14 protein-coding genes are annotated in these 12661 nt (G+C 70.3%); 7 read left to right on the top strand and 7 right to left on the bottom strand.

The annotated features are described in order from the left end of the window. The first annotated feature begins 68 nt into the window (after positions 1-68). The 5 genes from folE to AC07PA_RS20275 all read left to right on the top strand — a co-directional run bounded on the left by folE (position 69) and on the right by AC07PA_RS20275 (position 3296). On the top strand, positions 69-797 hold the full coding sequence (gene folE, locus AC07PA_RS20295) for a GTP cyclohydrolase I (protein WP_035204001.1): 729 nt from the start codon (positions 69-71) through the stop codon (positions 795-797). Between the two features lie 2 nt (positions 798-799). Continuing rightward, positions 800-1222, top strand: coding sequence for a BLUF domain-containing protein (locus AC07PA_RS20290; RefSeq protein WP_494608679.1), 423 nt, complete (start codon positions 800-802; stop codon positions 1220-1222). A 104-nt stretch (positions 1223-1326) separates the two neighbouring features. Further along, positions 1327-2208 carry a DMT family transporter gene (locus AC07PA_RS20285; protein ID WP_494608678.1) on the top strand — a complete coding sequence of 294 codons (882 nt, stop codon included), beginning with the start codon at positions 1327-1329 and terminating at the stop codon, positions 2206-2208. 3 nt (positions 2209-2211) lie between these two features. Continuing rightward, positions 2212-3057, top strand: a complete 846-nt coding sequence (locus AC07PA_RS20280) for a DUF429 domain-containing protein (protein WP_494608677.1) — start codon at positions 2212-2214, stop codon at positions 3055-3057. Further along, entirely contained in the window at positions 3054-3296 is a 243-nt protein-coding gene (locus AC07PA_RS20275) for a hypothetical protein (protein ID WP_145699528.1), read from the top strand. The genes AC07PA_RS20280 and AC07PA_RS20275 overlap by 4 nt, the downstream gene beginning before the upstream one ends. On the opposite strand, the gene AC07PA_RS20270 is transcribed toward AC07PA_RS20275, so the two are convergent. Genes AC07PA_RS20270 through AC07PA_RS20240 form a run of 7 tightly spaced genes read right to left on the bottom strand, consistent with a single transcriptional unit; the run spans position 3297 to position 10931 of the window. Continuing rightward, complete coding sequence (locus tag AC07PA_RS20270) at positions 3297-3908, bottom strand: alkylhydroperoxidase domain protein (RefSeq protein WP_007855850.1); 612 nt, start codon at positions 3906-3908, stop codon at positions 3297-3299. It lies immediately after the preceding gene. Further along, complete coding sequence (locus AC07PA_RS20265; protein WP_494608676.1) at positions 3905-4576, bottom strand: CMD domain protein; 672 nt, start codon at positions 4574-4576, stop codon at positions 3905-3907. Before AC07PA_RS20265 ends, AC07PA_RS20270 begins: the two co-directional genes overlap by 4 nt. Then, on the bottom strand, positions 4573-5685 hold the full coding sequence (locus AC07PA_RS20260) for a putative FMN-dependent luciferase-like monooxygenase (RefSeq protein WP_494608675.1): 1113 nt from the start codon (positions 5683-5685) through the stop codon (positions 4573-4575). The genes AC07PA_RS20265 and AC07PA_RS20260 overlap by 4 nt, the downstream gene beginning before the upstream one ends. Further along, a complete protein-coding gene (locus AC07PA_RS20255) occupies positions 5609-7330 on the bottom strand; it encodes a dipeptide ABC transporter ATP-binding protein (protein WP_494608674.1) in 1722 nt (573 codons plus the stop codon). Before AC07PA_RS20255 ends, AC07PA_RS20260 begins: the two co-directional genes overlap by 77 nt. Next, entirely contained in the window at positions 7327-8280 is a 954-nt protein-coding gene (locus AC07PA_RS20250; protein ID WP_494608673.1) for an ABC transporter permease, read from the bottom strand. Before AC07PA_RS20250 ends, AC07PA_RS20255 begins: the two co-directional genes overlap by 4 nt. A gap of 3 nt (positions 8281-8283) precedes the next feature. Further along, the gene (locus AC07PA_RS20245; RefSeq protein ID WP_145699532.1) at positions 8284-9225 is read right to left on the bottom strand and encodes an ABC transporter permease; all 942 of its coding nucleotides are present in this window, start codon (positions 9223-9225) and stop codon (positions 8284-8286) included. A gap of 29 nt (positions 9226-9254) precedes the next feature. Continuing rightward, positions 9255-10931 (bottom strand): TIGR04028 family ABC transporter substrate-binding protein, encoded by a 1677-nt coding sequence (locus tag AC07PA_RS20240; protein WP_494608672.1) that lies wholly within the window; start codon positions 10929-10931, stop codon positions 9255-9257. A 298-nt stretch (positions 10932-11229) separates the two neighbouring features. On the opposite strand from AC07PA_RS20240, the gene AC07PA_RS20235 reads away from it, so the two are divergent. Together AC07PA_RS20235 and AC07PA_RS20230 are read left to right on the top strand one after the other, a co-directional pair. Then, entirely contained in the window at positions 11230-11808 is a 579-nt protein-coding gene (locus AC07PA_RS20235; RefSeq protein ID WP_007855859.1) for an OsmC family protein, read from the top strand. A 23-nt stretch (positions 11809-11831) separates the two neighbouring features. Then, complete coding sequence (locus AC07PA_RS20230) at positions 11832-12629, top strand: VOC family protein (protein ID WP_035204012.1); 798 nt, start codon at positions 11832-11834, stop codon at positions 12627-12629. Positions 12630-12661 lie beyond the last annotated feature (32 nt).

Genomic DNA, 12661 nt, shown 5'->3' with positions numbered 1-12661 from the left:
CGGGCCGGGGGTAGCTAGGTAAAACCTTTGCCAGGCGTAGCGCCTCGTTCACTGTTACGATGCCGGACATGTCCAGTCCCACTGCCGCCGATATGACGACCACCCCGCCGGACGAAGAAGGCACGCCCGTCTCCGTCAAGATCCGAGAGCGCCTTGCCGCCGCGCGCAAGCGCTTCAATGCCAACGACAACATCGCGGAGTTCATCGAGCCGGGCGAGCTGGAGAAGCTGCTGGACGAGGTCGAGGCCAAGATGCAGGGCGTGCTCGACAGCATGGTCATCAACACCGCGGGCGACCACAACACCCACAACACCGCGCGCCGCGTGGCCAAGATGTACCTCAACGAGGTGTTCAAGGGCCGCTACGTGGCGCAGCCGCCGATCACCGAGTTCCCGAATGCCGAGCACCTCAACGAGCTCATGATCGTTGGGCCCATCACCGTGCGCAGCGCCTGCAGCCACCATTTCTGCCCGGTGATCGGCAAGATCTGGATCGGTGTGATGCCCAACGAGCACACCAACGTGATCGGCCTGTCCAAGTACGCGCGCCTGGTCGACTGGGTCATGGGCCGCCCGCAGATCCAGGAAGAGGCCGTGGTGCAGCTGGCCGACCTGATCATGGAAAAGACCCAGCCCGACGGCCTGGCCATCGTGATGGAGGCCAGCCACTTCTGCATGTCCTGGCGCGGCGTGCGCGAAATGGACAGCAAGATGATCAACTCCGTGATGCGTGGCGTGTTCCTCAAGGACCCCTCGCTGCGCCGCGAATTCCTGTCCCTCATTCCCGGAAAGAACTGACCATGCTCGTACGCCTGCTCTATGCCAGCCGCGCGGTGGACACCTCGCCCGTCGCCATCGAAGCCATCCTCACGCAGTCGCGCCAGCACAACCCGGGCAGCGGCATCACCGGCGTGCTGTGCTATGGCGGCGGCATCTTCCTGCAGGCCATCGAGGGCGGCCGCTCGGCCGTGAGCGACCTGTACGGCCACATCCAGCGCGATGCGCGGCACCAGAACGTGGAGCTGCTGCACTACGAGGAAATCACCGAGCGCCGCTTCGGCGGCTGGACCATGGGCCAGGTGAACCTCTCCAAGATCAACCATTCGATCCTGCTCAAGTACTCCGAGAAGCCCGAGCTCGACCCGTATGCGGTGTCGGGGCGCGTGTCCTTCGCGCTGCTGGAAGAACTCATGGCCACTGCGTCCATCATCGGGCGGGCCTAAAGAGGACTGGCCACCAGGCCCGCTCTTTTTTTCAGACCTCCGAACCCGGGCCGCAGCCGCCGACGCGCTGCGGCTTTTTGCATTCCTTTTTCCGCCGTCCCACCGTGACCCTCAATGCCTTCGGCCTCATCATCCTGGCGGGCCTGATCCATGCCTGCTGGAACATCGTGGCCAAGAAGGCGGGCGGCGACTCGCGCTTCGCATTCTTCACCTCGGTGCTGATGATGCTGGTTTGGGCGCCGCTGGGCTGGTACCTGGGACGCGATGCGGTGCCGCTGTGGGGGCCCATGGAGTGGGGCTTCGTGGTGGCCAGCGGGCTGCTGCACGTGGGCTACTTCGTCATCCTGCTGCGCGGCTACCGCAAGGCCGACCTCACCGTGGTCTACCCGCTGGCACGGGGCTCGGGGCCGCTGATGTCGTCGCTGGTGGCGGTGACGCTGCTGGGCGAGCGCATCTCGGCGCTGGGCGTGGCCGGCATCGCGGGCGTGGTGGGCGGGGTGTTCCTGATCGCGGGCGGGCCCGGCCTGCTGCGCGCAGCGCACGACCGTGCCGCGCGCGAGCGCGTGTACAAAGGCATCTGGTATGGCCTGGTCACCGGCGCCTTCATCGCCAGCTACACGGTGGTCGACGGCTACGCCGTCAAGATCCTGATGATGTCGCCCATCCTCGTGGACTACATGGGCAATTTCGTGCGCGTGGCGCTGCTCGCGCCGGTGGTGCTGCGCGACCTGCCCACGGCCGGCCAGCTGTGGCGCGCGCAGTGGCGCTTTGCGCTGCTGGTGGCGGCCGTGAGCCCCGTGGCCTATGTGCTGGTGCTGTATGCGATGAAGGAGGCGCCCATGTCCCATGTGGCCCCGGCGCGCGAGGTGTCCATGCTCTTTGCCGCGCTGATCGGCGGGCACCTGCTGGGCGAAGGCGACCGCGTGGCGCGCATCTGCGGGGCGGTCTTCATCGCGGCCGGCGTCACCGCGCTGGCACTGGGATAGTCCATGCTGCTCGGGTGCGATTTTTCGAGCAGCCCCACGCGGCGCAAACCCGTGGTGCTGGCCCTGGGCCGGCGCGAGGGTGCGCGCGTGCAGCTCACCGGGCTGGTGCGCCTGGAAACGCTGGCGGCCGTGGGCCGCTGGCTGGCCGAGCCGAGGCCCTGGGTGGGCGGGTTCGACATGCCCTTCGGCCTGCCGCGCGAACTGCTGCAGACCCTGGGCTGGCCGCTGCAGTGGCATGCCAGCATGCAGCACTACCAGGCGCTCACGCGTGCGCAGATCCGCGATGCCTTTGCCGCCTTCTGCGACGCGCGTCCCGTGGGCGGCAAGTTCGCGCACCGCGCCACCGATGGGCCCGCGGGCTCCAGCCCGTCGATGAAATGGGTGAACCCGCCCGTGGCCTACATGCTGCACGCGGGCGTGCCCCTGCTGCTCGAAGCCGGCGTGCACCTGCCGGGCCTGCATGCGGGCGACCCCACGCGCGTGGCGCTGGAAGCCTACCCCGGCCTGCTCGCGCGCGAGGTGCTGCAGCGGCGCAGCTACAAGAGCGACGATGTGGCGAAGCAGACCCCCGAGCGCCTCATTGCGCGCAAGGACCTGGTGACCGCGCTGGAGCTGGGGCAGACGCGCCTGGCCCTGCGCCTGAAGCTCAGCCACGCGCAGCGCGATGCCCTGGTGGCCGATGCCAGCGGCGACAGCCTGGACGCTGTGCTGTGCATGCTGCAGGCCGGCTGGGCCGAGCAGCGCCATGCCGAGGGCGATGCGCTCTACGGCCTGCCGCCCGGCCTGGACCCGCTGGAGGGCTGGATCGTCACCGCGCCCATGCCCCTGGCGGCCACAATGGCGCCATGACAGGTGCTGCCGCTTCGATCCAGGCGTGCCGGCTGTGGGCTGGGGTACTGGCCTGCACCGTCGCCGCCACGGCTGCGCTCGCAGCACCGGCCCCCTGGTTCTACTGGCGCAGCAAGGTCGACGGCCAGCGCGTCTGCACCCAGACCTCGCCGGGCGCCGGCTGGGTCAAGGACAGCCCGCCCTACGACGGGCCGGGCTGCACCCCGCGCCGCAAGGTGCTCATCGTGCCGATGCGGTGATCAAACCTTCACGGCGGCCTCTTGGGGTTCTCCGAGGGACAGCATCAGCCGGTTGGCCCAGTTGAAGAAGGCCGCGCCGTGCAGCGCGTCCGAGATCGCGAAATCGTCCAGCCCCTGGTCGCGCAGCGCCGTGATGTGTTCGGTGCCGAAGTCCAGGGGGGTGTCCGTGAGCGCCACCGATGCCTGGGTGATGGCGTTCCAGCGCGGGCCCAGGTCGGTGTCCGTGCCTTCGTCGAGCAGGCGCTGCACATCGTCCGCGCGGCCCGAGAAATGCGCGGCGAAGCGCGCATGCACCGAGGCGCAGTAGATGCAGCCGTTGTGGCGCGAGGTGGCAGTGGCCGACAGCTCGCGCTCGGCGCGCGGCAGGCCGGCGTCGGGGTTGTAGAAGATGTCCTTGTCGGTGCGGGTGCGGGCGCCCAGGATGTCGGGGTCGCGCGCCAGCAGCATGAAGTAGGGCGACTTGGCGCGCGCTGCGTCCACCAGGCCGGCCAGGTGGCGGTCGGTCAGCTCGGCCTCGGGCAGGGGTGCAAGCCAGGGCAGCCAGTTGAGCTGGGCCTGCGTGAAGGCCACCGGTTCCTGGCTGCCTGGGTGCGAAAGGGTGGTATCGCTCATGCCTGGGTCTCCTCACTGGATGGGGTGGTGGTGCGTGGGACCGGCGCGGCGGCCAGGGCGCGCAGCCCGGCCACCACGCGGATCTGGAACGCCAGGAAGGCGACCAGCTGCGACAGGGTCACGATGTCGGTCGTGCCCCAGCCCGCGTCGAGCAGCGCCTGCAGCGCGGCCGGGCTGGCGTCGCGTGGGTGGAAGGTGAGCAGGTGCGCGTGTTCGAGCGCAGCCGACAGCGGCTTGCCCAGCACGGCGCGCTGTACCTCGCCCACGGTGTAGGCCGGGCCGGCCTGGTCTTCTTCGCTCAGCGGGCCGGGCGGGTAGCTGCCATAGGGGCCGTTGGCCGCGCCGCGCACCACCTCGGCCGCGATGGCCTGGGGCACGCCGGGGCGGGCCTGGCGCGCTCCTTCGGAGGCCAGCGAGGCGTTGTAGAAGGCCGTGGCATCGGGCTGCTGGTGCAGGCCGGCCACGAAGGCCGCCACGGCCTGGCGGTCGGCCAGGGTGAAACGGCTTCCCGGGAGCAACTGCGCCGGCTCGAACAGGGCCAGGTGGCTTTGCTGGGCGTGGGTGCGCGCCTGCAGGCGGTGGCGGCGGATGGTGTCGAGCCGGTCGCCCGGCTGGATGCCGGCGAGCAGGTCGATCACGTCGGGTGCGGTGTTGGCAGCTTGGGTCATGCGGGCTCCGTGATGGGTTGGAGGTGGGGGGCGCGGGGCGTGGCCGCGGGCGGGTGCCGCGGCACCCAGCCCAGGGCGGGCGCCACCGCGGTGGCCGTGAGCTCGATGGAGCGCAGGATGGCCGCGTGCGGCGGATCGATGGAATGCACCTGGAACACGAGATCGGTCACGCGCTCGAGCGTGGTGTCGGCGCGCAGCGAGGCGATCACGTCCTCGGGCGTGCCCAGGTGCACGTCGTAGGCGGCGATCAGCTGTTCCAGCGGTGCATCGGGGCCCAGCCGGGGCGCGGTGCCCGACTTGGTGGCCTGCGCTGCGAAGCGCGCGGCCGCGCGGCGCAGGCCGGTATCGGCCAGGCGCAGCGCCTCCTGCCGGCTGTCGGCCACGAACAGGCTGCGCGAGCCCACGATGCGCGGCGTGCTGCCCGCGGGCAGGGCGGCCAGGTAGGCGTCGACGATGGGGTTCTGGATCTCGGCCAGCGTGGCATGGGGCGCTTCGTCGGTGCGCGGCTGGGTGCGCGAGAGCATGAGCCCGTCGCCCGCCAGCCCGGCCCGTGTGCCCCCCGCCACGGAGAAGGTGGCCTGCCAGATGCGGCCCAGCAGTTGCCGGCCCGCGGGGTAGAGCGTGTCGCCGCCCGGCAGGGGCTGGCCGGCCCAGGCTGTGCGCAGCACGGCCAGCTGCCGGTCAAAGATCGCCGAGCGGTCCTCGCTGTGGAGGCCGAAGGCCGCGAACGACTCGGGTGTGCCGCCCGTGCCCACGCCCACTTCGAGCCGGCCGCCCGCGAGCAGGTCGAGCACGATGGCGTCCTCGGCCACGCGCACGGCGTTTTCCAGCGGCAGGGTGATGATGCCCGTGCCCAGTCGGATGCGGTGGGTGCGCGCCGCCACGTGGGCCAGGAAGACCAGGGGCGAGGGCAAGCCGCCCTCATGCTCGTGGAAGTGGTGCTGCGCGACCCAGGCCGCGTCGAAGCCCAGGGCCTCGGCATGGGCGATCTGCTCGGCCACCAGGCGGTAGCGCTCGCCCGCCGGGGCGTCGTCAAGCAGCCTGCTGAAGAAGCCCAGGCGCTTCGGCCCAGGCGTGGTGGTGGGTGTCGTGGATGGGGTGGAGGGCACGGTCGTTGTTCCTTGGGGCGGCATGGCCGGGGATGGCGTTGATGAATTCGCGCGTGTAGTCGCTGCCGGGCGAGAGGAACACGTCCTGCACGCGCCCCGCGTCCACCTGGCGGCCGGCCTGCAGCACCGAGACGGTGTCCGCGATCTGGCGCACCACGGCCAGGTCGTGCGAGATGAAGAGGTAGGTCAGCGCCAAGTCGCGCTGCAGCTGGTCGAGCAGCGCCAGGATCTGCGCCTGCACCGTCACGTCCAGGGCCGAGACGGCTTCGTCGAGCACCAGCACCTGCGGGCCCAGCACCAGGGCGCGCGCAATCGCCACGCGCTGGCGCTGCCCGCCCGAGAGGGCGCGCGGCGGGCGCTGCAGCACGGCCGGCGGCAGGCCCACGCGCGCCAGGATGTCGTGCACGCGGCGCTCGCGCTCGGCCCGCGCGATGGGCTCGAAGTTGAGCAGCGGCTCTTCGATGATCTGGTAGACCGTCTGGCGCGGGTCCAGCGAGCTGAAAGGGTTCTGGTGCACCAGCTGGATGCGCCGACGCACCTGGCGCAACGCCTCGCCGCGCAGCGTGGTCAGGTCCACCCCCTCGACGAGGATGCGGCCCGCCGTGGGGCGCGCAAAGCCCACCACGTCGCGGATGGTGGTGGTCTTGCCCGAGCCCGATTCGCCCACCAGCGCATGCGTGGTGCCGCGGCGCACCTGGAACGACACGCCGTTGACCGCGCAGAACGGCTGCCGCTGCCCCGCCACCGGGAACTCGTGCACCAGCCCTTCGACGGCAATGGCGATGTCCTGCGGCCCGTCGGCCGAGCCTGCAGGCGCGCGGCGAAAGCTGCCTGCCGAGAGCGAGGGCGCATCGGCCAGCAGCTGGCGCGTGTAGGCGCTTTGCGGCGCGCGCAGCAGCGCCTGGGTGGGGCCCTGCTCCTGGATGCGGCCGCCCTGCATCACCACCAGCCGGTCCGCCCGGTCGGCCGCCACGCCCAGGTCGTGGGTGACCAGCAGCACGGCTGTGCCGTCCTCGCGGCGCAGCCCGTCGATCAGGTCCAGGATGCGCCGCTGCACGGTCACGTCCAGCGCGCTGGTGGGCTCGTCGGCAATGATGAGTGCCGGGCGCAGCGCGATGGCGATGGCGATCAGCACACGCTGCTTCATGCCGCCCGAGAGCTCGTGCGGGTACTGGCGCGCGCGCAGCGCGGGCTGGGACAGGCCCACGCGCTTGAGCAGCTCCAGCACGCGTGCCGCGATGGCGCGGCGGTCGCCACGGCGGTGGATTTGGAGGATCTCGCCCACCTGTTCGCCCACGGTGCGCACGGGGTTCAGCGAGCTGGTCGGGTCCTGCGGGATCAGGCTCACCACGCTGCCGCGGATGCCGTCCAGGCGCTTTTGCGGCCAGCCGGCGATGTCGGTGCCGTTCAGGCGGATGGCGCCGTGTTCGAGCCGGCCGTTGTCGGCCAGGAGGCCGATCACGGCCTGGGCCGTGGTGGTCTTGCCCGAGCCCGATTCGCCGACCAGCGCCACGACCTCGCCGGGCGCGATGGAGAACGAGACGCCGTGCACCACGCGCTGCGCGTGCTGCTGCCCGTCGTGGTAGGCAATGGCCAGGTCCTCGACCTCGAGGACCGGCGTGGGGAGGGGAGGGCTGGTGCTCATGGTCGGCCTTTCGCGATGGCCGCGCTGATGCGATTGGCCGAGAGCACCACGGCCACCACGACCACGCCGGGCACGGTGGTGAGCCACCAGGCGGTGGAGATGTAATTGCGCCCCTCGGCGATCAAGAGGCCCCATTCAGGCGTGGGAGGCGGCGCGCCATAGCCCAGGAAACCCAGCGTGGAGATGGACAGGATGGCCGAGCCGAACTGCAGCGCCGCCATGGCGATCACCGAAGTCAGCGAATTGGGCAGCACATGGCGCCACAGCACGGCACTGAAGCGCCCGCCGCTGCCGAAAGCCGCCTCCACATACTCGGTGCGGCGCACGCGCACCACCTCCGAGCGCACCAGCCGCGCGAAGGTCGCGACCGAGGCCACGCCCACGGCGATGGCCGCGTTGATGGTGCCAAAGCCCAGGATGATGATGATGGACAGCGACAGCAGCAGCGGGGGCACGGAGAGCAGCACGTCCACCGTGCGCATGAGGGCGTCGTCCACCCATCGGCCCACCGAGCCCGCGACCAGGCCCAGCAGCGTGCCCAGCACCAGGCCCACGGCCACCGCCACGAAGGCACCCGAGAGCGAGTGCACGGCTCCATGCACCACGCGGGCGTAGACGTCGCGGCCCAGGGCGTCGGTGCCCAGCCAGTGCGCGGCGCTCGGGCCCTGCAGCTGGTGGCCGGCCGTGCCCTGGATGGGGTTGTGGCCCGTGAACAGGCCCGGCACCAGCGCCCACAGTGCCACCAGGGCGATCACCGCCCAGGCGAGCAGCAGCGTGGGCGGCGCGGCGCGCCGCGCGCGGGTACTGCGTGCCAGGAGCGACGCAGGTGCTGCGTGGGGCGCCGAGGATGCGTGCGATACCGCAGCCACGCGCTGGAGGGCCGGTGCGGCCGAGGAGGGGGCGGGCGCTGCCAGCAGGCCATCGCCTGTGGTGTGTGCGTGGGTGGTCATGGGTCAGGTTCCGGGGGCGTGGCGCAACCGTGGGTCGAGCACCGGGTAGAGCAGGTCCACGGCCAGGTTGATGAGCACGAAGGCGGTGGCCGAGAACACCACCACGGCCTGCAGCACGGCCGTGTCCTGGTTGCCCACCGCCTGCTGGGTCAGGCTGCCCAGGCCGTTCAGGCCGAAGACCGCCTCGGTCACCACGGCACCGGCCAGCAGCTCGCCGAAGAGCACGCCGGCGATGGTCAGCGTGGGCAGCAGTGCATTGCGCGCCACGTGCTTCCACAGCACCCAGTGGCGCGTGGCGCCCTTGGCACGCGCCACCGCCACGAAGGGCTGGGTCAGCACCTCGTCGATGTTGCGCAAGAGGATCTGCGCCAGCGGCGCCGAAATCGGGACAGCAAGGGTCAGCGTGGGCAGCACCAGCCCTTCCCAGCGGCCGGGGTTGATCACCGGGACCCAGCCCAGGCGGAAGGACACGACCTGGATCAGCATGATGCCCAGCCAGAACACCGGCACCGAGACGAACAGCGAGGGCAGCGACTGCAGGGCCGAGCGCAGCCAGCGCAGCGGCGCCAGTTGTGCCGCGAAGGCCAGCGCCACGGCCAGCAGCAGGGCCGTGGCAAAGCCGAAACTGGCCAGCCGCAGGGTGGGTGGCAGGTTGGTGGCCAGGCCCTGGCTGACCGGGACGCCGGCTTGCACCGAATAGCCGAAGTTGCCCGTGAGGAAGCCGGTGAGGCTGTGCAGGTACTGGCGCCACACGGGCGTGTCGGCCCCATAGGAGGCGCGGATGTCCGCGATCTCCTGCGGGCCCAGGGCGAACTCGGGACTCAGGAACTTGATCAGGATCGCATCAGCCGGCAGCAGCTGCAGCAGCACGAAGGAGGCCGTGAAGGCCGCCCAGAGCACCAGCAGTGCCTGGCCGATGCGGCGCGCGAGGTAGGGCAGGTTCATGCTCGTGTCCCTGGCATTGCAGCTTGTGTTCAGGGCTGCTTGCTGACCCAGGTGCCGTAGAAGCTGGGGCGGCCCACGGCCTCGAAGCCCACGTCACGCACCCAGGGCGCGCCCGCAAAGGCCTGGGGTTCCTCGAACACCGGGATCACATAGGCCTGGTCGATCAGGTAGTTCTGCACCTCGCCCGCCAGCGCCAGGCGCTTGGCCGGGTCGGTCTCGGCGGCGATGGCGTCGAGCAGGCCGTTGAGCTTGTCGTCGACGAAGCCCTTGACCTTGCTGCTCACCCCGCCTTTCTGCAGCAGCACGTTGCGGTTGGTGGGGTAGTAGTTGCTCTTGATCACGTCGGGGTCGGCGCGGCCGACCATGCCGGGCGATACCGGGGTCTTCTCGGGGTCGAGGTTGTCCACCGTGCGGCTGCCGCTGTCGCCGGCCAGCACGTTGAGCTTGACGCCCACCTTGGCCCATTGCTGGGCGATGAGCTGCAGGGTCTCCTTGTTCTGCGGCTGGGGCAGGGATTCGTAGGCCGCGAGCACCAGCTCCTTGCCGTCCTTCTGGCGCAGGCCGTTGGCGCCCAGGGTCCAGCCGGCCTCGTCCAGCAGCTTCTTCGCAGCGGCCTCGTCGTACGCCAGCTTGGCCGACAGGTCCACATAGCCGGCCGCCGTGGAGGCGATGACCGACTTGGCCTGTGGGTAGTTGGCCGAGAACAGGGTCTGCACGATCTCCTGGGTGTTGGTGGCATGCAGCAGGGCCTTGCGCACCTTGACGTCGGCCACCAGGGCGTTGTCGGGGCGGAAGACCACGCTGTTGTTCACACCGCGCGTGGAGGGTGCGTAGACCTGGAACTTCTGCTCCTGCACGCGCTTTTCGTCATAGGCCTGCACCTGGCGGATGAAGCCGGCCTGGCCGGCCAGCAGTGCACCGATGCGCACGCTGTCCTCGGGCGTGACGATGAACTTGACCTCGTCGAGCCGTGCGCGGCCCTGGTGGGCCAGCTTGGCCGGGCCCCAGGCGTATTCCTTGCGCGCCGAAAGCGTGAGCTCCTTGCCCAGGGTTTCGCTGGTCACCACGAACGGACCGGAGCCGATGATCTTGGTGGCGTCGCCCAGCTCTTCGAAGGGCCGCGCCAGCGTGGCCAGCGACACCAGGCCCGAGCCGATCACCGAGGTGCCCTGCAGGAAGCCTGGCGAGGGCTTCTTGAAGTAGAACTTCACCGTGAGCGGGTCCACCACCTCGCTCTTGTCGTAGTTGTTGATGACCTCCGAGACCGGCAGCTTGAGCTCCTTGTTGCCCAGGCCGTAGGTGTCGAAATTCCTGGCCACCGCGGTGGCGTCGAGCGGCGTGCCGTCCGAGAAGCTCACGCCCTTGCGCAGCTTGAAGGTGTACTCGGTGGCCGTGGCGTTCACCTCCCAGGATTCGGCGATCCAGGGTTGGATCTCCAGCGTCTTGGGGTCCTGGTAGGTGAGCTTGTCGGTGATCTGGTTGAGCACACCGCCGTTGGGGTAAAAGCCCCCGGCTGGCGGGTACAGGGTGGTGTGCGCCTGCTGCTCCAGGTACACGAGCGTGCCGCCCTGCACGGGGCCGCCCCCGGTCGCCGCGGTGGACTCCGCTTCCTTCTTGGAGCAGCCGGCCAGCAGCGCGCCGAGCACCAACACCGGGATGCCCACGGCAGCCCAGCCCAACGATTTTTTCAGGGGAAACACGTTCATACCTCGTCGCCGCAACGGCAGTCAAAATGGCCTGGAAAACACCGCGGCCCGCCCCATGGCGCGGACCCGGTCCACGCATTTCATGGTAGCGACGCTACATAAACGCATCGGTATATAAAGTAGGATCGTTATCTGAAAAACGAGGGTTGGCGCCGCGGGGCGGCATATCTGAAATGCGCATAAGCGCGCTCGGTTTTCTGGCTTCCCAAGCGCGTGCGGTGGCCCGAACAATGGCCTGACCGTCCGTGATCCGCCCGATGTCAGCGGCGGCGCGCACGCATTGGAGAACCGCCGAGCCATGACCCATCTGAACGACTATCTGGCCGAGAAGCGCGCCGCCGTGCTGGCGCGCCAGACCGCCATCGACGCGGGCACCGCCCAGCCCGCCGCATTGAAGGCGCGCGTGAGCGCCGAGGGCCGCAGCGGCGTGCGCCGCCTGCGCATCCGCGACCACCAGGTCATCAGCGACAGCCCGCCCGACTTCGCGGGCTACAACCTGGGGCCGAGCTCGCCCGAGCTGCAGCTGGGCGTGCTGGGTACCTGCGTGACCCACATCTTCCTGATCCACGCGGCCGAGCGCCAGGTGCCGCTGGAAAGCCTGGAGGTCGAGGTCACCGGCATCATCGACCCGCGCGGCGGCAAGCCCGGCCACGAGTCCACGCCGATCTGGCCGCACGAGATCGCCTACACCGTGCACATCGACTCGCCCGCGAGCCGCGCCGACATCGATGCCCTGTTCGAGGCGGTGGAGCGCAACTGCCCGATCCTGAACCTGTTGCGCAACCCGCAGACCATCCGCGCCGAGGTGAAGCTCACCAACTCCAAGGCTGCGGCATCTGCCGCCGCACTGCAAAGCGAAGAGGCGGTGGCCGCATGAGCGCAGGTACTCCCGCCCAAGTCCTGAGCTTGCCGCTGGACCATGTGGTCATCGCGGTCAACGACCTTGACAAGACTATCGCCGACTACCAGGCGCTGGGCTTCAACGTGTTGCGCGGTGGCGATCACCCCGGCCGGCCCACGCACAACGCCCTGGTGGTGTTTGCCGACGGCAGCTACTTCGAGCTCATCGCCTGGCGCGAGCCGGCACCCGCCGACCGCTGGTGGCAGCTGCTGCAGCAGCATGGCGAGGGCATCATCGACTTTGCCTTGCTGCCACCGGGCACCGCCACCACCGTGGCCGCCGCCCAGGCACGCGGCCTGGCGCTGAGCGGCCCGCACGACGGCGGCCGCGTGCGGCCCGACGGCGAACAGCTGCGCTGGCAGACGGCACGCCCGCCCTCGCCCGACCTGCCCTTCTTGTGCGGCGACCTCACGCCGCGCGCGCTGCGCGTGCCCGAGGGCGATGCCCGCGTGCATCCCAATGGCGCGCTCGGTGTGGCCAGCCTGTCCATTGCCGTGCACGACCTGCCCGCCAGCCTGGCGCGCTACCGGGCCTTGCTGGGCGAACCACCGCAGGGGGCTCCGGCCAGCCATGCCAGTGCGGCGGTGGACCTGCCGCACAGCGACGTGCAGGTGGCGCTGGTGCGCGCCGGAGCCGCCACCCTGGTGCTGAGCGCGCCACGCACCGAGGCCGGTCCGCTGGCCCGGCACCTGGCCACACGCGGGGAGGGGCCCTATGCGCTCGTGCTTGCAGGGGCCCAAGGTGCCACGCAAGTGCTCGATCCGGCACTCACGCACGGCGCCCCGATCCGGTTCTGAGCCGAGCCGGCAGCCCCGGAGCGCGCTGCCAT

Source organism: Acidovorax sp. GW821-FHT09B03, assembly GCF_059418305.1.
The sequence above is the reverse complement of the archived record's forward strand: the minus strand, read 5'-3'. Positions and strand labels throughout refer to the sequence as shown.